Genomic DNA, 17,417 nt, shown 5'->3' on the forward strand with positions numbered 1-17,417 from the left:
CATGAACAGGGTCTCCCCGTCGCGCCACTCCTGGGCCTGCCGGTCGAAGCTGCGCGGGGTGGAGGCGATGGTGAAGGAGGCGACCGCCGCACCCGAGGGCGTGAAGCGCATCTCGGGGTCCGCAGTCAGATTCCCGATAATCGTGATGACGGTATCGCCAGCCATGATCGTGTGTCCTTTCAGTCGTTGGGGTTTGCGGTGCCTTGCGCCGTTTCCTGACGCGCCTGGTCCTGGATGAGGGCTCGGGGATCCACTCCGGGCGGGAGCATGTCCCGCAGGTGTTCAGCTATGGCGTCAACGGTTGAGTCGGGGACGGTAGGCTCGCCATTCTTCCCGACGTTTACGACGATCATCTTCATGTGGAGGTTCCTTCCGTTTGTGCTCCTGGGGAGTGTTCGGTGATAGCGGTCAATTCGTATTGGCCTCCTGCGTGGCAATCGTGGTAGTGGCGGTCGGTGATGCTGGCGAGATGGGGGTGACGTATGCAATGAGTGGTTGCATGAGCATGATGGCGATTGCCATCGCCAAGAGGAGGGTGATCGCGCAGAGCATGAAGTTCCTTGTGGCTAGTGCCTCACCCAGGTTTTCGACGTAGAGGTACGGGACGTGGTGCTGGTGGCCGGGCGGAGGCGCAGCGCGGTCAAGTCGGCGGATTCGGATAAAGCCTACGACCCCGATAATGATCGCGACGATAATGATCGCGACCACGGGGATGATGATAATAATGCTCATTGTGTAGTCCTTAGTGGTCGGGGCAGTAGTCGGCCCCGGCTTCGTGGACCCATCCGAGGGTCTGCGCGACGTCTTCCAGGTCGGCGGCGAGACCGTCGGTGTCAGGCAGGTCCGGGTGGGCCTGGACGGTTGACTGGCAGCCGGGCCGGTCGCAGGTGAGCCGGATTGTCGGGCGGATTTTGAGGCTCATTCCGTGGCCTCCCCGCCCGCGTCGGCCTGGCGGACCACGCCGCGGGCCGTGTTGACGATCTGGTCCTTCAGCCCATAGAGCCCGTCCACGGGCTCGTGGCGCGTGTAGCCGTCGTCGTGGGCGGCAACGCGCCGCCCGAGCTCGTCGACGATGCGCTTCGGGACGGCCACCATGTCCTCCCATTCCTCCAGCCGGAGGTCGGTGTTGGACTGCCAGAGTCCGACGTCGAGGTCGGGCACGTAGTAGCCGGGCTCGGGGGTCTCGCGGTAGGCGATCCTGCCGCTCAGGTCTCCGCACGGCAGCATGTGCCCGCGGCGAATGCGGATGATCGGAGCGCTGGGCCAATGCTGCGGCGTGTTGGTCGGCATGGTGTCCTCTTCCTCATTGGTTGCCGTTGCTCTAGTAGTGGTCGGATTGGCGTGCGAGACGGTGTGGGTCAGCGGCGACGCCCGCGCACACCGGTGGCAATCAGCACGAGGCCGAGAGCGACGCCCGCCGAGATCTCCGGGTGGGCGTACATCCACTGGATGACCCGGTTGTTCTCGGAGGGGGAGACGGTTAAGTCGGCGACCTTCCGGTAGGCGCGGATCCACCACGGGGCGTCGTCGGTGCCTGAGCCCGATGTGGTCTCCGCGGGAGCCAGCGCCAGGGCAGGCGCGACGGCGCTTGTGGCCACCGCCTGGGCTGGCTGCGGTGCCGTCGTGGTGGCTTGTGCGGCGGGTGTGGGTAGGACGGCCAGGGTGGCCGCGATCGCCAGGGATGCAACACGTTGGTTCATGCCCTGGTAGTGGTCGGCATCAGCTGTGGGCGCGTGGGGCCGACCACCACTAAGGCATGAACGCCAACGTGACACCTTTGACGGCCATGCCTTTTCGGCGTCCGCCCACAGTTCCGGATACGCCGACTGTGGCTGTCGTGGAGGCCATCCGCACACCCGGTGGGCCGGTGGCGAGCCTCGTCGCCGCCGTCAGACCCCCGTCGGGGGAGACCCAGCATGTTGTAGTCAATTTGGAGGCCTTCACGCTAGAGGAGCGCGGTGAGGCCCTGCTGCGTCTGGGTCGGGAGCTCGCCGGCAGGTGGCCGGTGGTGCGGTTGTTCGTCGGGGGTGCGGGCCTGCCGCTGGGCCGGGTCCGACGCTGCCTCAGCGGCCTGGAGAGGCTGAGGGTCGAGCCCGGCCGCCCGTTCACGCTCCACGTTGACGCCCAGGACCCCGTGGGCCTTCTAAGGCGCGCTGGGACGGTGGTTCTGCCGTCCCGGCCGATCACGGTCGCCACCGACGGGGCCTACAACCCGAAAACGGGTGTGGCCGCCGCCGGGTGGGTGACCGACACGGGCCTCGGCCACGCGGCCCGGTGCCAGCGGGAGAGGATCGTGGAGGCTGAGACCGTCGCGATCTGCCGGGTCATGGAGGCCCTGCCATTCCACGATCTGGTGATCCTCACGGATTCCCGCCCGGCACTCAGGATCGTCCAGGCCGCCCTGGACGGGGGACAGGTGCCCTGGCGGATGCAACCGGTGCTGCGGCGAGCGCTCCACGGCCACGGCGGGGCCGTGACGGTCCAGTGGGTGCCCGGCCACGCGGGCCACCAGCTCAACGAGGCGGCGGACCGACTCGTGCGGGCCGTACGGCGCGAGGCCGAGGGCCGGGCGGCCCCGGGGAGCGCCCGGCGAGTCCGGGAGAACATCCGCGACGACCTGATGCCGACTCGGGCCACGGCGTAACCGACCACGCATGTGATTGCGTGTAAGCCGATCTGACAGCCTCAAAACGCCACCCGTGTACTCGGGCCTATCAGGCGGCTGTTGTCCCGTCCGCGGGGCTCCTGCGACGCCTGGGGGCGGGTTTTCGAGACCACTCGCTCATCCGCCTAGGTCGGGGCGGGCTCCCGCCGGCACCCAGGTGAAGTCCGAGAGGGTCGCCGTCGCGCCGTCACGCTCCAGTCGGACCACGCCCGTCGGCCCATGCCGGTTCTTCGCCACCAGCACATCCAGACGCGACTGATCCGGCACCCCCGCCTCCACCGGCACGTGCAGCAGCAGCACCACGTCCGCGTCCTGCTCGATCGACCCCGACTCACGCAGATCCGCCAGCGTCGGACGCCCATCACCACGAGCAGCCGGCGCCCGGTTGAGTTGGCTGAGCGCGATCACCGGGCAGTCCAACTGGCCCGCCAGGATCTTCAACTGTCGGGACTGCTCCGAAACCACCTCGTAGCGGGATCGCCGATCCCCCCGACTCGTGGACATGAGCTGCATGTAGTCCACCACAACGCCCGCCAGCGGCTGCCGCCTGGCCAACAAGCGGGCGTGGGTGGCGACGTCCCAGACGGTCGCGCCCGTCCGGTCATCCAGGCTCACCGGCAGCGCCCGCAGGTGCGTGACGGCCTGCCCGACACGCTCGGACTCCGCCGGCGTCAACCTGGCCTGCCCGTTCAGGTGCCCGAGCGGCACCGCAGCCGCATGCGCAATCAGCCGCGCATGCACCTCACGCTGAGGCATCTCCAGACTCGACACCGCCACAGCACCCTGATGCGCCAGCCCGTAAGCCGCCTGAAGACCCATAATGGATTTTCCAGTGCCAGGTCTGCCCCCAATCACATACAGGGCGCCTGGGCGCCAGCCGCCGATGATGTCGTTCAGGCCCGTCCACGGGGTCGGCGCCAGCCGGGACGGGGCCTCCATGGCCGCGATCGTGGAGTCCAGCGTGTCCGCAAGCATGGCCCCCACACCCTGCCCGGCCGTGGGAGCCGCATCGTCCAGGCAGGCCCGGATCAGTGCGTCAGCCTCCACGGGGTCGGGTGTGCCCTCCAGGAGCTGCTGGGAGCGCACCAGGGCGGCCTCGAGGGCACGATGCCCGGCGGCCTGAATGAGACGCTCGGCGTAACCCGAGGCGAGCACCCGTGGCGCCGCGGGGGCCTCGTGCAGGCAGTCCAGCAGGTAGGCGTCGTTGATACCCTGCCGCAACTCAGCGGGGATCGACGGCAGCGCCCCGGCGACGGTGAGCGTGTCGACAGTGCTGCCCCTGGCGGACATGCCCCGGATGGCCTGCCACAGGGCTCCGTGACGCAGGTCCTGGAAGTGCTCAGGCCGCACCTGGTCGAGGTCGAGCAGGACCTGAGGGTCGCCCGCGAGCGCGAGCCCGAGGACCGCCCGTTCGAGGATTTCCTGCGTTGTCACGCCGTGCCCCTACCTGCGTAGTCCCACATGGAAACCACCGGCGCCTCCACGGGTCCGGCGGGTTTGGCGGGCTCATTGTCCCAGGAACCCGCGCGCAGCCACGTGGCCGCGTACTTCGTGTACTCGGGCGTGCGCGTGGGGTCGCGCCCGTAACGCTCGGCCGCGGCGACCAGGACATCGTTGGGGACTTCCTTGACGGCCTGCTTCCAGGCCCGGTAGGCGGACTTCTTGTCCGCGTGCCTCGGGTATGCCTGCCAGAAGGCCTCGAACTCCTCCGGGTAGGCCTCCCGCTTCCTCGGCGTCTTGTTTTCCGCTGTCTTGGGTTCTGGCCTTGAGGTACTGACTTCCAGCAGTGTCGTCTGCTCTAGGCCTGTGGTGGACTGCTGGTCGGCGACGTCGTTGATCGTGTTGTCCTGGAGAGTCTCCGGCTCCGCGTCAGCGGAGCCAGCCCCCTGTGGGGGTTGGGGGGTATTACTTATTCCCTTATCCCTGTTCCCTGTTCCCTGTTCCGGGAGTGAGCCCTCAGTGAGGGTGTCGTGAGGATTCAGTGAGGGCTCAGTGAGCGTGCATGTTTCGGCGTCATACTGCGGGAAACGTGGCTTTGAGGGGCGGTTGATCTTCTGGTGCTTGCCCCAGGAGTCGATTTGGAGGTAGCGGCGCCCGTCAGGGCCCTCATAACGGGTGATTAGGCCCTGCTCGGAAAGGCGTTTGAGGCCTCCGTGAACCCTCACTGAGGCCTCAGTGAATGGGTCGAGGGGGAACAAATCACTCTGAATCAAGCGCGGCTCGTCCCGGCCGACGCCGTTGTCGTCGACGTACGACCAGAGCCCAATAAACAACAGCCGGTCCTCAATGGGTAGCGCAGCAACGTCCAGGCTGCGCCAGAAGTCGGGCTTGATGGTCCTAATTCTCATTTGGTGCCCCTCCTTCTCGCTGGCACCTCTGCCCTAGTAGTGGTGGTCGTGACCCGGCCGGACAGGCGCGCTCGCTGCTCGACCTCCCGGGCCGCGGCTTGCCTCAGGCGCCGCAGCCACGCCTCCATGGGCTCCCCACGGCGCTGGGGGAGGATGCGCCCGACTCTCACAGGCGTGCTCCTGCCGGTGCCGCTCATGTGATGCCGCCGGGGTTAGCCAGGCCGAGTAGCAGGTCGGCGTGGCACGGAGAATCCAGCGGGCACCAGCAGGCCAGATCGAGGCCCACCAGGCGCTCGCGGACCGCCTCCGCCGTCCACGGCGCCCTCCCCGTTTGGATGTCCTTGGCCAGGCGGTGGACCGCGTAGGCGCGGGCCTCACGCCCGGTCGCGAACCTCTTGACGACGCGCCCCTGGTGCTTAACCACCCACATGGACTTGTCGGCCTGGCTGACTCGGTAGGGGTTACCCCAGGCCGATGGGCGCCCCACATAGACCGCCCCTGGGGGCATGCGCCAGCCCCGGCTGCGGCGCCGTTGAATGCGCCGGGGGCTCACGGCTCCTCCATCTGCAGGGCCGTGGCCGTCAGGACGACCTCGTGCACGCCCTGCCGCCGAGTGTTGGGGCCACGGCAAAAGGCCTGCACAACCACCACACTGGCGTTGTCATCCGTCAGGAGACCCGCATTGACCAGGCCGTCAAGCAAGGCCTTGGTGGTCGGGGATGCGTTGGGCGGGTCGGCCTTCGGGCCCGTGCCCTTCGGGTAGCGGATCTCCCAGACGATCGTGCAGGGCTCCGGCAGGCGCCTGACCCTGGCCTGGCGGGCCCCCAGAGCCGCCAGCCCGTGCAGGTCGTTGATGACGCGCTGGCGGTGCCCGGGGTTGGCGATCTGCCTGTTGGCGCTCATCCACAGACTCTTCGGCACCGGTAATGTCAGGCTGGTCATGATGTTGTGGTGCCTCCCCACAGGTCCATGGGCACGTCCTGCACCCTCTGGATGCGCTCGCGGATCAGCGGCAGATAACTGGCCTCGCGCTCGACGGCGATGCAGAGCATGCCCTCCGCCAGAGCGGCCTCGACGGTCGTGCCCGACCCGGCGAACGGCTCCAAGACCGTCCCGCCGTAGGGGGTGACCAGGCGCACGAGCCAGCGCATCAGGGCCAGGGGCTTGACCGTCGGATGAGCCACACCCCCGACCGCGGGGCGCTCAGCCGCCGAGGCCTTGGCCTCCCACCGGAAGACCGGGAAGAACCGGCTGGCCCCGCCAGCGTCGTCGTACTCGGCACCCGTGGCGGTCATACCCCACCCGTCACCGCTCACGCCCCGCCGGGGCCGGCCGGACCGTGAAACAGTAGTGCCGGACTGGGCGTCCAAGGAGGCCGCTGCGGCGTCGTCGAGGACGACGTTGGTGGGCCACCGCCCGCCCTCATGCGCACGGGCCGGCGCCAGCGGCAGGGGGCGCACCGACAGCCCCAGGGACGTGCCCGGGGGGCGCTGGTAGGTGCCGGGATCCATGCCGGCGTGCTTGGCGTCGATCGCAGCCGCATCCTCCTGGCTCATGGGTACCCGGCAGGCGTCCACGTGCAGACCCCCGACGCCGTGAGCCAGGACATTCGCGGCAACAGACCCCTCCGGCGTACGCCTGGCTACTACGCAGGGCTCGAAGGCGGGCTTCAGGCCCGTGCCCCAGCCCTCCCACTGTTGTGCCTGCTCGGCCAGGGCGATCGTGCGGCCCTCCATGCCGGTATTGCGGCGGGTCATACTGTCCCGGCTGCCCCTGACTCCGGATGGGGTGTAGTCGTCGCCCATGGCCAGGCGACGCAGCGCCCCCGTGTTGGAACCCACTCCGGCGAGGTGCCCCGTGATGGCCCGGGCGACGTCCAGGGACTTGGGCATGCCCTGCCCGTAGATCCAGGCGATGGAGTCACGGATCTCGAACCCCGCGTCCTCGATCCCGGCCGTCAACCGGTGCCAGGTGCGGGAGCCCCCGAACGCCAGCAGGTGCCCGCCAGGGCGCAGGATGCGCAGGCACTCGCCCGCCCACTGTTCGCACCAGTCCTGGAAGTCGCGCAGTGCCGTCGGGGACTGGTCGTAACGGCCGGCCTCGGTCGCCGCCGACCGGTATCCCCCGTGGGGGCCGCCCAGGCCCACTGGCATGGGCGAGGTCTCTCTACCCCGGGCAGCCCGGGCCTCTATAGCCGCCCCATCCCAGGGCTGGTTCATTAACCGCAGCCCATACGGCGGGTCAGTCACGACGGAATCAACCGACTCATCCGGAAGAGTCCGCAGCACGTCCAGGCAGTCACCCTCATAGACGGTCGCCTGCGGGTCCTCGTAGTAGACGCTCACGCCACACCACCGCCAACCGCTGGCGATGGGGCGTCCCCGGCGGACTCGTCGCGCATGGACGCGAGCCCCCATCCTGCGAGCGTCCCGATAGCCTCGGCTGCCTGGGCGGGCACCACGCCATTGCCCAGGATCCGCAGCATGCCGCTCCGAGTCAGCCCCCCCACGCCGGTCACATGCCCACCGGGCAGGCCCATCATCCACTCGACAAAGACGGGGGAGAGCGTTGGCTTCCCGACATTGTTCGGCTCGGTCGGCGCCGGAGCCTCACGACCAGTGACCTCCTCCCAGTGGCGGATTGCCACGGAGTAGCGGCCGAAGCCGCCGCGGACGGCGTCTCCCAACGATGGCCCGTACCCCGCAGACTGGCGCTGGTCGGGCTGCACACTTGGCGTCGGGAAGAGCCGGCGCGCCTCCACACTCAGCGACCGGCCGTGACCGTTACCGTTCCAATGCGTGGCCCGCATCCTCTCGGTCCACTCGTCCCACGCCTCCGGCGTGTAGCCGGCCCCCATGTCGTTCACCGCTGGGGTAGGCAGGAGCGGTGTTACTGGGTGAGGTCGAGTATCGCGGTCGTGAGATTCCGGCCGTTCAACCCTTCCAGATGCCCCGACGTGAAGGACGCGGAGGGCGTTGGCAGCAGCGCCGTCGCCTCGCCGGTGGGCGAGGACAAGCAGACGCTCGCGCCTGTGCGGGGCTCCAACTGAGGCGGCGGTAACAGTTGCCCATTGCGCGTCATACCCGAGGTCGGCCAAGTCGCCGAGAACACGTCCGGCGGCCCGAAGAGCGGCTCCATCGGCATCCAGGCCTCCCAAACATCCCGGTCGGGATTCCATTGCGCTATCGGCTCTGCTGTCGGCTCCACTGGACAATGCACCCCTGACGTTCTCCCACACGACTAACGGAGACTTGAGCGCCTTGATTGCCCGGGCCATGGACGCCCATAGGCCGGAACGCGTCCCCGCACGTAAACCCGCTCTGCGCCCCGCCGTGGAAAGATCCTGGCAAGGTGTGCCCCCTGCCAGAATGTCCACAGTCGGCACGGCCTTCCAGTCCACCGCCGTCAGGTCCCCGAGGTTCGAGGCTCCGGGGTAACGCTCAGCGAGCACCCGGTTGGCCGCAGCATCGATCTCGGACACCCAGGCCACCTGCGTGCGGGTGAGCATGCTGAGGCCGAGGCTCAGACCCCCATATCCTGCACAGACCTCACCGACAGTCAGGAGCCCGCTCACGAATCTGCCTTCTCTCGGTCGTCGCGGAGGAGACCCGGCCAGGTGTCGCGCGGGTCGCACTCCTGGTCGAGTACTGCGGGCATGAGCAGCGCGATGGTGTCTGGGCCGAGTGTCATCACCGTGGGCCGGTGGGTGCTGCCGGACGGCCAGACGATCGCGGGCGCGGTAGTGACGTCGTCTCCGGCGAGGGCGAGTAGGTCGGCAGCCATGGTGCCGGTCCATGCGGTGGGGCCGTCCCCGACCTCGGGGCGGATACGCGCCCACAGTCTGTCGAGGTCCGGCCACTCGCCGCGGGGACGCACCGTGCTGGTGACGCTCGTCGTGGTGTCGTTGCGGACTGCGATGTGGACCTGCCCGCCGTCGACGTCGAGGCTGACCATCCAGCTCTTGGCGGGGTCCACCGTGCTGATCCACGCCTCGTCGTCCTCCCAGTCGGACTCCGCCACCGGCTGGGGTTCGGGGATCAGGTGGCAGGCGGCGGTGAGTACCCGGGCGGGGATGATGGCGTCCAGGCCGTCCCCGTCTGCGTTGGCGAGTGCCGTGCGGGTGCGCAGGAGCCGCCTACGGTCGCTGGCCTCCATCAGGAGGTGCGTGCCGTCGGACCAGGCGTGCACGCAGCGGAGGATCGGCGCCTCCAGCGGGTCGTCGGGGACGACGGCGACGGTGCGGTGCACCATGCGGGCAAATTGACGGGCGGGGACGATTACTGTCATGACTGGTCCTCCAGGAGATCGAGTAGGCCGCCGTTGTCGGCGGGCACGGGGGTTTGCTGGTAGGCGAGGAGGCAGGCCCGGCATGTATCCGGGCGGGCGAGTAGCGCCTCCATCTCGGCGGCGGTGCCGCCCTTGGCGTGTCCGTGTAACTGGTAGGTGCGGGTGTGGTCGCACAGGACGACGGCCCGGGTCAGTGGGTCGTGGTGGTCGGACTCCCCAGCCGGGCTGATTCGGGCCAAGTGCACGAGTGGCAGACCGGGGGCGGGGATCGGCAGATACGGCCGCAGATCCGAGTCATTGGTGCTCATTCGCCCACCCCCGCTTGTTGTGAGCCTTCGAGGCCTGTAGGCGGGGTGTTGTCGTGGCTCGTGAGCGCCACCCCGGCACCGACGCCGCCAGCCAGGAGAGCCAGCAGCGACAAGCCGGAGAAGCACGGCGCATCGCCGTGCACGGCGAGCAGGGCCTGGATAACGGCCACGACCAGTCCCAAACCCAGCAGGGCCAGTCCGACCGTGAGCCTTGTACGGGTGCTCATGACGCCCGCCCCCTTCGGGCGGCGTCGCGCCGCTGGTAGTGCTCGGTGATCGCCTTCGCACGGGCCTCTGCCTCGGCCAGAGACGGCTCGCCCCTGCGCTCGCGCCAGCACGTGATCAGGAACGGCACAGGCCATTCGGTGCCCCCGTCCGCCATCAGGTCCATGGCCCAGCCGTCAAGATCGTCGACGGTGAACTCTTCGGCCTCCCCGTCGGCGTCGGCCATGTAAATGCCCAACAGGGGCTCGCAGGCCTCGCAGGTGCACCAGTCCCAAAGGTCGCGGCCCTCAACGAGGGTGTCGCGCTGGTACCGCTGACCGCGGGGAATGATGGTGCCGCAGACCGTGCACCGAGCACTAACACCACGCGAAACGGGTCGGCGGGTGCGGAGGAGCGTGCTCATGCCGCCACCCCCACAGCCGCCGCAGCCCCGTCAACGTCGTCACGCAGGGCCCGGATGGCCCGCCGCTCAACGTCCGTGCAGTCGCGTACGAGGCAGTTGAAGACCAGGGCACTGCCCGGCTTGTGGGTGTGAGGCTGCTGCTCGGGGCGCCGCACCAGCACCGCCCCAATCGCGTGCAGATGCTCCACCAGCGCCGCGATAGCCTCCGCCTCCTGCTGCACCACCGACAGATCCGGGCTGAGCCGGTAGCAGAAGGTCAGCCGCCAAGCCGGCGGCTCCTCCACCGCCTCCTCGGCGAGCAGACGCGTGTAGCAGGCCTGACAGAGGCCTTTGGCTCGGTGGGCCACGGTCCCGGCCCACACACCGGCGGCGGGGGCCTGACGGGGGCGGAGCATGCGCCCACACCCCGCAGCGCAGGGGACCGGACACGACCAATCCCGCGGCGTCACACTCTTCGGGTTCACTGGTCCTCCTCCTGCTCCCGCTGGGACTCTTCCCACTCCTGTTCTGTGCGGGGAAGGCGGCCGGTGAGTCGGTACTTGAGTTCCTTCGCGGAGCCCGTGACTGTGCCCGACCAGTAGGCCAACTGGCCGGACACGAGTGCTGCGTCCGCGCCCGCCAGCACGTCCTCGGGCACAAGCGCGACGGGCTCCTAGGCCTCAATGTCCGCCGGATGGAGTCGTTGCCCGGACGGGCAGGTGACGTACCGGTCCCCGTCCAGGACGGCCAGCACGTCACGGACCAACTGGCCCCGGCCTGTGGCGGCTCGGTGAATGACAATCAGCCACGGCCGGTAGGGCGGCTCGTACCGGACGCGACTCATCGGCGCTCACTCCCGTCCACGTTCGCGCCGTCGATAGTGACTTCGCGGACCACTTGCACCCACGGTGCCTTTGCTTTGGGAGTAGTGGGAGGAGCATCGAGCGAGAGGGGGATGACGCTGTCTACAGGTACTCGGCACTCAAAGAAGTGAGCACCAGCGCGGATTTTGTCGTCATCCATGTACCGTGCTGCCTGGCGCGGAATCGGGGAAAGGTGCAGGCCGCCGCCACAGTTCGGGATAGGATCCCAGTCCTCGCACTCAACCCTGCCCTCAGTCGGCCAGGCGACTTCATGGCCGTACTCGCGCCCGGTGGTCCTGTCAGCGGGGACTGCCTTATACAAAGTCAGCATCCCGCTGTCATTCAAGTGAACGCCGTGATAGGTCGCCCACTGGCGGGCATCGGACAGATCCAGACCAGACAGGTCGATCACACGTCCGCCAGCGTGGCCCGAACTATGGCTGATGACAGTCACATACTCCCCGTGCGCGCGCACGACGGCAGCGTCATGCACGTGCACAACGGCCGCGTCGTAGGCCTCGACAGTGGACTGGCCGTAGGCGTGGACGATCGTGTTATCGAAGGCCCACACCGTGGCATTCCCGCGGGCCTCAACCATGGACGTGTTGTTGGCCTCAACCGTAACGTTGTCGCAAGCACGGACGACCGCAGAGTCCTCAGCACGGACGACCGCAAAGCCTTCTGCACGGACTCGGCTCATGCCGTAAACAGTCCCGACGCTCATGCCGCAAAAGACCACTTCGTCTCCACAGTGTTCGGTGACTCGATACGGGGAATTGGCCTTGCGAAGCCGGAGCAAGACACGTTCTTGGCGCATAGCGGCGTCGAGCTTGCCCTGACTGGTGACAGCTAAGACCTTCATAATGTCCTCCTTCACCCCTGCCGTCGCAGTAGAGGGTGTTTCCTGGGCGTAGGCCCGCCCGTTTGGCGGCCCCGCACTAGTGGTGGTCGGACACGATGAATGCAACGAAGACCTGCGCGCACGCATGGGTGTGGCCCGCACCCGGAAGCACGACATCGGGGTGCGGGCCACAAAACGACCGGGGCAGCGGGCAGGGGCTACATGTCGGGCTCCTCAGGCGGGAACCCCACCTCCCCGCCGCTTGCCTCACCTGCCCCGGCGGGGGCGGTGAGCATCCGCTCATCCACCGTCTGCGTGTCGAACAGCTCCGCCACAGGCATACCGTCACGAGTGAGGGACGTGTGGTCTGTGCGCAGCCGCGCCACGTCATCCGGCGTCCACACCGCCACGGGACGCCCCACACGCTCCTCCAACATGGCGCGCGTGACGCCGAGCGGCTTGAAGGCCTGAACGGCCTTCTCCACCGCCTGCGGCAGCCCCTCACTGGTGACCTCGCCACGCAGAGTCTGGTGGCACAGGTCCTGCGCCTCCTGCACGAACCATGTCGGCAGAACCGCCAGAATGCACTCGCGTACAGCTCGCGCACCCTGGTTCTGGTTGTTGGAGTAGATGTCACCCAAGTCGGTGAGCCGCTGACGGCCCCGGCGCGTAGAGCGCGCGTGGGGGACGATGAACGACCGGATCGTCCGGGCGTTCGTCTCCTGATCCCACGCGTACGCCTGCACCTCAGAGACACCCTCAACATCGTCCCGGCGGGTCTCACGGACCCCGTAGTCGATGTTCCCCCAGACACGTGCCAACTCGCGTGCCAAGTGGACGCTCGCCCCCTGGCCCCGGTTGGGCACCGAGTAGAACGCACGGTCCGCCAGCGCCCGCGTCGTGCAGGCGCGCCGCATCTCGTCGCGTGCGCGCTCAAGGTCGCGCGGGCACGCGCGTGCGACTGTAATGGCCGCCTGGACCTCCGCGACCGCCCGCGTCTGCTCGACCAGGGTCGCCTCGGAGTTGCCAGCTCCGGTGAGTGCCCCGGTCGGGACCGGGGTCGCCTGCCTGCTCTTACCGTTGTTGGTCATTAGATCGCTCCGTTCTCCTCTTCGGCCATGGACTCCATGACCGTCTCGTGGTTGTTGACGTACCAGCCCGGCAAGTAGGCCGAGTGGATCCTCGGGGCGTAGCCCGGCCAACGGCCCGTCGCCTGGCACTCCGCCCAAGTGCGGCGGGCCATCTCGGCCTGCTCCGCACCGACCCGCAGGGCCTCCGCATCCAGCTGCACAACACTGACCAGGTACGGGGGAGTCGTCTCCTGGACGACGTGCACGAAAGCCGGCTCCACGCCGGTGACGGCCTGGACCGCCTCGACGTACCACTCTGCTTGCAGGTGGTAGCCGAACTGGGCGGCCAGACGCCCAAACTCCCCGGGCGCAGCCGACCGCGAAGTGGTCTTTAAATCCACGATCAGGCCGTGGTCTTCGCTGAGCCAGTCGGGTCGGGCCCGGCACGGCACACCGGTCGGGCCGTCCTCCCAGTAGACGGAGGACTCACACACCCGGTCGGTACGCTCAAACAAGGGCCCCGCCACCGGGTGCTCGGCCAGAGCCCGGCGCATCGCCAGCACCTGCTCGTGCTCGGACCGCAGAAGCGGTGTCAGCCCCTCCGCCAGGGCCTCGTCCCGGGCCTCACGGGCCGCCCGGGTCCGCCACGAATCCGCGTCCACGACCACCAACTCGGCTCCGACGCCGAGCACCGTGGCGTGGACCGCGTGCCCAAGCTCGAAGGCCGGCGTATACGGCTTCGGGTGGTCCTGCTCCCACCGGAAACGCGCGGGGCAGTCCAGGAGCCTCTTGGCCCCCGTCGACGACAGCGTCGACGCGTCCGAGTGGTAGTCACGCTCGCTGACACCCAAGTAGATTCCCGGGGCGCGCCCCGCCGAGGTCTCCTGCGGGGTCTCGTCCTCGACGGCAGTCGATGTGGCGATAGCGGTTTGGGTCATATCGGGTTCCTCCGTCCGGTGCGGGCATGTCCGTTCCTAGTTGTGGTCGGAAACCCCACCGGCACGTCTAGGGGTTGAGTCCAAGCTCAACCGCCAGGGCCGCCCCAACCCGGCGCCCCAGCTCCACGGCCCGCCGCACACGCGACGGCGCGACACCCACAGCGCGCGCAACCGCGGCGAGTGGCGGCTCCTCATCCGTACGAGTCGTCTCCAACCAGACCCGCACAATCCCGGCCGCACCCTCATCAACAGCCTCGACCCTGCGCACCACCTCCTCGACGAACGCCCGGCCCTCAAACGGGGCCAGCAGCCAACCCACCTCCGGCTCCACCAGCACCTCAGCCGCCTCCTCGGCCGTGAGAGCCTCACGCTGACCCTCCGTGAACGCATCCAACTCGACCGCCCGCCGCAGCGCCCGCAAATCCTCCAAACTGTACTTGCCGGCGTGCGAGCCCGACGCCCGCGCCGCGGCATTCAGCCGGGCGATCGCCGCCCGGGCGTCCGACTGCTCCTCACGCATGGCCTGGAGGATCCGACGCCCACGCCGCAGCACGGCCGACATGCCCGACGCCGGCGCCACCCCGGCCTCACTGTCCACCCACGCACGACCCCGGTTCCGCAAACGCATCACCACCCAGGCGTCGAACCTGTAGGCCTCGGGGGCCTGCCCGTCACGCTCCAGGGCGACCATTTCGGCCACAACCTCCCAGGCCAACCCCTCCAACTCCTGCTGCACGTGCACCCGGTCAGGCAGACCCAAACGCCGCCGCTCCCGCCGGGCAATCTCCCTGACATCGGCCGCCCACGATGCCACCAGCGCCTCAACGGGCCCCGCACCAGCGTCCAACGCACGCCGAAGCGCCAGGACCTTCCCGTCCGGGCCCTTCGCGCTCGCGGTCACGGGTCGGCCCGCCGCCAGTCGGCCGGGGCCGGCGTGAAGGGGAACCCCTCCCATGTGCCCGGCCTCGGCTCCCAAGCCGCCGCGAAAGCCGCCACACGACGGCCCCCGGCACGCGGGTCCACCAGCCACCCCACGGTCGGGTCAGCCGTCCCCCCATGCAGACCCCTAGCCCGCCCCAGCAGCCGCCGCACCCGCGACGGCGACATGCCCGCGCACGCCAACAGCCGCCGGACCTTGATGCCCGCAGCCGCCCGCGAGTGCCCGGCCGCGATCACGTCGGGCACATCCAGGACACCCGCATCCACCGCCGCCAGCAGGGCCGCCCGCTCCTCACTCACTCCCATGCCCGGCCACCGCCGAGTCCGAGAGCCACGTCCTCCGCCGACGGCGACACCGCCAGGGCATCAATCCCCTCCGCCAGGTCGTGGTTCAGGGCCACACGCCGAGCCCGCCCCGCCTCAAGCGCCCGCCGCACCTGACCCGCAGTCACCTGACGCACATGCCCGGCGTTGAACCGCTCAGCCACACCCTCCACAGACAGATGCGGGTGGGCCGCAGCCAGGCGCCGCAGCCGCGGCCCCGTCCACACGTCCCCAAGCGCCCGCCCCACCGCCTGGTCGGCCTCCCTGGCCAGGGTCATGCGTAGCCACCGCAGTGGATCGGTCCGCTCGAAGCAGCCCGGCCGGACCATGAGCCGGCACATCCGCTCCCACGCCCCACCGGGCGCGACCATCAGGTCCGACGTGATGCCCTCGAGCGCCACCTCATCCAGGGGCGGCGGCCCTGTGTCCACATCTGCGTGGCCGTGAGCCTCCGCGATCTCCCGACGACGTGCCGCCGCCGCACGCTCCACCTGCCCGGCGGCCCAGACCTCGACTTCGCTAAAGAGGCTCCAGCGAGCCTCCTCACCGGCGACACGCACCGCGCCGGCGGTCGTCTCCGCACCGGCCGCCTGGACTGGCTGGTCGATGCCGGGACCCACCGCCCGGCCCCGTCGGTCACCGCTGCGGGGGCTGACGGTTCCGCCCGCGTCCCACTGGACACGCACCGGCACGCCCAGGCGCCCACCCGACACCCGGTCGTAGCCCTTGCGGCCCATGGCCGCCGGCGCCGTCACCCACATCCACGCCGGCACCACCCAAACGGACTCGCCGTCCCCCAGACCCTCGGGCAGGTCGGCGGCCTGGATCATGGCCTCAAGTGCCGGCGCCCACCGGGCCAGCCACGGATGCCGGGTCACCGCCCAGCCCCGCCAACGCCGATCGCGTCAAGCACACGCCCCGCGGCCAGGCCCAGCAGCGGATGCACCAAGTCACCGCGGGCCGCCCGCAGCACTACCGTCTCCTCATACGGCAGCACGGCAGCGCAGAAGTCGACGTCGAGAGCCCGCGCCCCCTCGCCAACACCCGGCAGTCCCCGGGCAGGCATTCGGTTCAGCACGCCCAGCACGTGGGTTGTGCGCGCACGTGTACGCGCCCACTCGGCCAGGCGACGCCCACCGTCAAGACCCTCACGTGAGGCGTCCCCGAGGACGAGCACCGCGGCGCCGCGGCCCACCGCGTGCGCGAGCAGCTGGCCGCCCGGCCCAACCGGCCCCCACCAGACGGGCATGTCCACCACGACCAGGCCCGCCCGGCCCGCCAGATGCGCCAGCGCTTGTACGTAGATTTCCGGCGAGGCTCCGGCGCCTGCGGCCTGATCCGGGTCCGGGCCCAGCACGGCCGCCCACGGCACCCGCACGCCCCCAGCCGCCCGCACCTGCTCGGGCCCAGCCACTACCTGCGCCGGGCTGGCACCAGCCGCCAGGTCCGCGACGGTCGGGAGCCCCCGGCCCTCGACCCGCAGCAGGTGCGCCAGCCCACCCGGACCCGGATTGGCATCGACGACCACCGTGTCGAGCCCACGCGCTGCCGCGGTGGACGCGACGGCCGCGGACAGGGCCGTGCGCCCAACGCCACCGCGCCCCGACGCGACGAGCAGGACGGTCCCCCACGGCGCCGGCGCCCCACCAGCATCCGAAGGAGATGCCGAAGGCTTGGGGACGACCTCAACCGGCGTCTCCACACGATTGGCGTCTGCTGCGTCCCTGGCCCACGTCGGCACACGCGCCGGCGCGGCCTGAGCATCCCCGGGCAGCACTTCCGTGACCGCCCCCGCCGCGGACGTGTCGCCTACCCCAGAGACCCCGTCGACGGCCCCGTCAGACCCGACCGACAGGGCGCCATCACCAGGCCGGGGCGCCAACCCCAACGCGTCACACAGATCCTCGACAGACACGGGCGCCGGTGGCACCCGCACCGACCCCGGCCACCCCGGCGCCAGCCCCAGCACATCCACCCGGGCAGACATGGCCTCCGCCCAAGCCGAGAACACCGCATCCGGCGGTCCCGCGACAACGACCGCCGACACGCCTCCGCGCTCGCGGACAGCCTTCGCCGCGGCCTCACGGTCCGGCCCGGTGACTACCCGGGCTCCGCGCTCCGCCAGGACACGGGACAGGGACTCAGGGCCAACGACCCCTATCAGCTCGTCGCTCATGCCCGGTCACTGACAACCGGGCCACCCCACGGGTCACACGCCCCGGGTCGG

Annotated in this window: 27 protein-coding genes and 1 pseudogene; 1 reads left to right on the top strand and 27 read right to left on the bottom strand. The window is 69.6% G+C overall.

The window, feature by feature from the left end; genetic code table 11:
• From GZ998_RS05295 to GZ998_RS05320, 6 genes are all read right to left on the bottom strand, one after another.
• Nucleotides 1-165: single-stranded DNA-binding protein (locus tag GZ998_RS05295; RefSeq protein ID WP_219109327.1), on the bottom strand; the 165-nt coding region annotated here is incomplete at its 3' end.
• A 14-nt stretch (nt 166-179) separates the two neighbouring features.
• Nucleotides 180-359 carry a hypothetical protein gene (locus GZ998_RS05300; RefSeq protein WP_219109251.1) on the bottom strand — a complete coding sequence of 60 codons (180 nt, stop codon included), beginning with the start codon at nt 357-359 and terminating at the stop codon, nt 180-182.
• Nucleotides 360-408: 49 nt separating this feature from the next.
• Entirely contained in the window at nt 409-732 is a 324-nt protein-coding gene (locus GZ998_RS05305) for a hypothetical protein (protein ID WP_219109252.1), read from the bottom strand.
• Nucleotides 733-742: 10 nt separating this feature from the next.
• Nucleotides 743-922, bottom strand: coding sequence for a hypothetical protein (locus GZ998_RS05310; protein WP_219109253.1), 180 nt, complete (start codon nt 920-922; stop codon nt 743-745).
• Nucleotides 919-1,290: a hypothetical protein gene (locus GZ998_RS05315; RefSeq protein ID WP_219109254.1), complete on the bottom strand. Its 372-nt coding sequence runs from the start codon at nt 1,288-1,290 to the stop codon at nt 919-921. The genes GZ998_RS05310 and GZ998_RS05315 overlap by 4 nt, the downstream gene beginning before the upstream one ends.
• Nucleotides 1,291-1,358: 68 nt before the next feature.
• A complete protein-coding gene (locus tag GZ998_RS05320; protein ID WP_219109255.1) occupies nt 1,359-1,700 on the bottom strand; it encodes a hypothetical protein in 342 nt (113 codons plus the stop codon).
• Nucleotides 1,701-1,756: 56 nt separating this feature from the next.
• Between GZ998_RS05320 and GZ998_RS05325 the strand changes: the two genes are divergently transcribed.
• On the top strand, nt 1,757-2,644 hold the full coding sequence (locus GZ998_RS05325) for a ribonuclease H family protein (RefSeq protein ID WP_219109256.1): 888 nt from the start codon (nt 1,757-1,759) through the stop codon (nt 2,642-2,644).
• 138 nt (nt 2,645-2,782) lie between these two features.
• Here the strand turns inward: GZ998_RS05325 and GZ998_RS13030 are convergent, their stop codons facing one another.
• The 21 genes and pseudogenes from GZ998_RS13030 to GZ998_RS05425 form a co-directional block, all read right to left on the bottom strand.
• A complete protein-coding gene (locus GZ998_RS13030) occupies nt 2,783-4,099 on the bottom strand; it encodes a replicative DNA helicase (RefSeq protein ID WP_219109257.1) in 1,317 nt (438 codons plus the stop codon).
• Nucleotides 4,096-5,013 carry a hypothetical protein gene (locus GZ998_RS05335; RefSeq protein WP_219109258.1) on the bottom strand — a complete coding sequence of 306 codons (918 nt, stop codon included), beginning with the start codon at nt 5,011-5,013 and terminating at the stop codon, nt 4,096-4,098. The genes GZ998_RS13030 and GZ998_RS05335 overlap by 4 nt, the downstream gene beginning before the upstream one ends.
• A gap of 193 nt (nt 5,014-5,206) precedes the next feature.
• Entirely contained in the window at nt 5,207-5,566 is a 360-nt protein-coding gene (locus tag GZ998_RS05340; RefSeq protein WP_219109259.1) for a DUF4326 domain-containing protein, read from the bottom strand.
• A complete protein-coding gene (locus GZ998_RS05345; RefSeq protein ID WP_219109260.1) occupies nt 5,563-5,916 on the bottom strand; it encodes a hypothetical protein in 354 nt (117 codons plus the stop codon). Before GZ998_RS05345 ends, GZ998_RS05340 begins: the two co-directional genes overlap by 4 nt.
• A 35-nt stretch (nt 5,917-5,951) precedes the next feature.
• Complete coding sequence (locus GZ998_RS05350) at nt 5,952-7,358, bottom strand: DNA methyltransferase (RefSeq protein WP_219109261.1); 1,407 nt, start codon at nt 7,356-7,358, stop codon at nt 5,952-5,954.
• Nucleotides 7,355-7,879, bottom strand: coding sequence for a hypothetical protein (locus tag GZ998_RS13040; RefSeq protein WP_257505257.1), 525 nt, complete (start codon nt 7,877-7,879; stop codon nt 7,355-7,357). The genes GZ998_RS05350 and GZ998_RS13040 overlap by 4 nt, the downstream gene beginning before the upstream one ends.
• 183 nt (nt 7,880-8,062) lie before the next feature.
• Nucleotides 8,063-8,521, bottom strand: a pseudogene (locus tag GZ998_RS13480) (DNA cytosine methyltransferase); the annotation flags it as partial.
• A gap of 62 nt (nt 8,522-8,583) precedes the next feature.
• On the bottom strand, nt 8,584-9,300 hold the full coding sequence (locus GZ998_RS05360; protein WP_219109263.1) for a hypothetical protein: 717 nt from the start codon (nt 9,298-9,300) through the stop codon (nt 8,584-8,586).
• Nucleotides 9,297-9,608 carry a hypothetical protein gene (locus GZ998_RS05365; protein WP_219109264.1) on the bottom strand — a complete coding sequence of 104 codons (312 nt, stop codon included), beginning with the start codon at nt 9,606-9,608 and terminating at the stop codon, nt 9,297-9,299. Before GZ998_RS05365 ends, GZ998_RS05360 begins: the two co-directional genes overlap by 4 nt.
• Nucleotides 9,605-9,835 (bottom strand): hypothetical protein, encoded by a 231-nt coding sequence (locus tag GZ998_RS05370; RefSeq protein ID WP_219109265.1) that lies wholly within the window; start codon nt 9,833-9,835, stop codon nt 9,605-9,607. Before GZ998_RS05370 ends, GZ998_RS05365 begins: the two co-directional genes overlap by 4 nt.
• Nucleotides 9,832-10,236, bottom strand: coding sequence for a hypothetical protein (locus tag GZ998_RS05375; protein ID WP_219109266.1), 405 nt, complete (start codon nt 10,234-10,236; stop codon nt 9,832-9,834). Before GZ998_RS05375 ends, GZ998_RS05370 begins: the two co-directional genes overlap by 4 nt.
• Nucleotides 10,233-10,631: a hypothetical protein gene (locus tag GZ998_RS05380; RefSeq protein WP_219109267.1), complete on the bottom strand. Its 399-nt coding sequence runs from the start codon at nt 10,629-10,631 to the stop codon at nt 10,233-10,235. The genes GZ998_RS05375 and GZ998_RS05380 overlap by 4 nt, the downstream gene beginning before the upstream one ends.
• Before the next feature lie 65 nt (nt 10,632-10,696).
• On the bottom strand, nt 10,697-10,873 hold the full coding sequence (locus GZ998_RS05385) for a hypothetical protein (protein ID WP_219109268.1): 177 nt from the start codon (nt 10,871-10,873) through the stop codon (nt 10,697-10,699).
• A 15-nt stretch (nt 10,874-10,888) separates the two neighbouring features.
• Nucleotides 10,889-11,059 carry a hypothetical protein gene (locus GZ998_RS05390; RefSeq protein WP_219109269.1) on the bottom strand — a complete coding sequence of 57 codons (171 nt, stop codon included), beginning with the start codon at nt 11,057-11,059 and terminating at the stop codon, nt 10,889-10,891.
• On the bottom strand, nt 11,056-11,940 hold the full coding sequence (locus GZ998_RS05395) for a hypothetical protein (RefSeq protein WP_219109270.1): 885 nt from the start codon (nt 11,938-11,940) through the stop codon (nt 11,056-11,058). The genes GZ998_RS05390 and GZ998_RS05395 overlap by 4 nt, the downstream gene beginning before the upstream one ends.
• 197 nt (nt 11,941-12,137) lie before the next feature.
• A complete protein-coding gene (locus tag GZ998_RS05400; RefSeq protein ID WP_219109271.1) occupies nt 12,138-13,010 on the bottom strand; it encodes a hypothetical protein in 873 nt (290 codons plus the stop codon).
• Complete coding sequence (locus GZ998_RS05405) at nt 13,010-13,927, bottom strand: PD-(D/E)XK nuclease-like domain-containing protein (RefSeq protein WP_219109272.1); 918 nt, start codon at nt 13,925-13,927, stop codon at nt 13,010-13,012. Before GZ998_RS05405 ends, GZ998_RS05400 begins: the two co-directional genes overlap by 1 nt.
• Before the next feature lie 67 nt (nt 13,928-13,994).
• Nucleotides 13,995-14,828 (bottom strand): hypothetical protein, encoded by an 834-nt coding sequence (locus GZ998_RS13315; RefSeq protein ID WP_219109273.1) that lies wholly within the window; start codon nt 14,826-14,828, stop codon nt 13,995-13,997.
• A complete protein-coding gene (locus GZ998_RS05415) occupies nt 14,825-15,172 on the bottom strand; it encodes a hypothetical protein (RefSeq protein ID WP_219109274.1) in 348 nt (115 codons plus the stop codon). Before GZ998_RS05415 ends, GZ998_RS13315 begins: the two co-directional genes overlap by 4 nt.
• Nucleotides 15,163-16,068, bottom strand: coding sequence for a hypothetical protein (locus GZ998_RS05420; RefSeq protein WP_219109275.1), 906 nt, complete (start codon nt 16,066-16,068; stop codon nt 15,163-15,165). Before GZ998_RS05420 ends, GZ998_RS05415 begins: the two co-directional genes overlap by 10 nt.
• A complete protein-coding gene (locus tag GZ998_RS05425; protein WP_219109276.1) occupies nt 16,065-17,366 on the bottom strand; it encodes a hypothetical protein in 1,302 nt (433 codons plus the stop codon). The genes GZ998_RS05420 and GZ998_RS05425 overlap by 4 nt, the downstream gene beginning before the upstream one ends.
• Nucleotides 17,367-17,417 lie beyond the last annotated feature (51 nt).

It is taken from the genome of Actinomyces sp. 594 (genome assembly GCF_019325145.1).
In the GTDB taxonomy this organism is placed as follows: domain Bacteria; phylum Actinomycetota; class Actinomycetes; order Actinomycetales; family Actinomycetaceae; genus Actinomyces.

Excerpts from the sequence above, each read along its gene's own strand:
- GZ998_RS05325 (WP_219109256.1), top strand. The coding sequence starts at position 1,757 with ATGAACGCCAACGTGACACCTTTGACGGCCATGCCTTTTCGGCGTCCG.
- GZ998_RS05375 (WP_219109266.1), bottom strand. The coding sequence starts at position 10,236 with ATGAGCACGCTCCTCCGCACCCGCCGACCCGTTTCGCGTGGTGTTAGT.
- GZ998_RS05365 (WP_219109264.1), bottom strand. The coding sequence starts at position 9,608 with ATGAGCACCAATGACTCGGATCTGCGGCCGTATCTGCCGATCCCCGCC.
- GZ998_RS05300 (WP_219109251.1), bottom strand. The coding sequence starts at position 359 with ATGAAGATGATCGTCGTAAACGTCGGGAAGAATGGCGAGCCTACCGTC.
- GZ998_RS05310 (WP_219109253.1), bottom strand. The coding sequence starts at position 922 with ATGAGCCTCAAAATCCGCCCGACAATCCGGCTCACCTGCGACCGGCCC.
- GZ998_RS05415 (WP_219109274.1), bottom strand. The coding sequence starts at position 15,172 with ATGGGAGTGAGTGAGGAGCGGGCGGCCCTGCTGGCGGCGGTGGATGCG.
- GZ998_RS05370 (WP_219109265.1), bottom strand. The coding sequence starts at position 9,835 with ATGAGCACCCGTACAAGGCTCACGGTCGGACTGGCCCTGCTGGGTTTG.
- GZ998_RS05425 (WP_219109276.1), bottom strand. The coding sequence starts at position 17,366 with ATGAGCGACGAGCTGATAGGGGTCGTTGGCCCTGAGTCCCTGTCCCGT.
- GZ998_RS05305 (WP_219109252.1), bottom strand. The coding sequence starts at position 732 with ATGAGCATTATTATCATCATCCCCGTGGTCGCGATCATTATCGTCGCG.
- GZ998_RS05320 (WP_219109255.1), bottom strand. The coding sequence starts at position 1,700 with ATGAACCAACGTGTTGCATCCCTGGCGATCGCGGCCACCCTGGCCGTC.
- GZ998_RS05360 (WP_219109263.1), bottom strand. The coding sequence starts at position 9,300 with ATGACAGTAATCGTCCCCGCCCGTCAATTTGCCCGCATGGTGCACCGC.
- GZ998_RS05315 (WP_219109254.1), bottom strand. The coding sequence starts at position 1,290 with ATGCCGACCAACACGCCGCAGCATTGGCCCAGCGCTCCGATCATCCGC.
- GZ998_RS05335 (WP_219109258.1), bottom strand. The coding sequence starts at position 5,013 with ATGAGAATTAGGACCATCAAGCCCGACTTCTGGCGCAGCCTGGACGTT.
- GZ998_RS05380 (WP_219109267.1), bottom strand. The coding sequence starts at position 10,631 with ATGCTCCGCCCCCGTCAGGCCCCCGCCGCCGGTGTGTGGGCCGGGACC.
- GZ998_RS05400 (WP_219109271.1), bottom strand. The coding sequence starts at position 13,010 with ATGACCAACAACGGTAAGAGCAGGCAGGCGACCCCGGTCCCGACCGGG.
- GZ998_RS05405 (WP_219109272.1), bottom strand. The coding sequence starts at position 13,927 with ATGACCCAAACCGCTATCGCCACATCGACTGCCGTCGAGGACGAGACC.
- GZ998_RS05345 (WP_219109260.1), bottom strand. The coding sequence starts at position 5,916 with ATGAGCGCCAACAGGCAGATCGCCAACCCCGGGCACCGCCAGCGCGTC.
- GZ998_RS05395 (WP_219109270.1), bottom strand. The coding sequence starts at position 11,940 with ATGAAGGTCTTAGCTGTCACCAGTCAGGGCAAGCTCGACGCCGCTATG.
- GZ998_RS05390 (WP_219109269.1), bottom strand. The coding sequence starts at position 11,059 with ATGAGTCGCGTCCGGTACGAGCCGCCCTACCGGCCGTGGCTGATTGTC.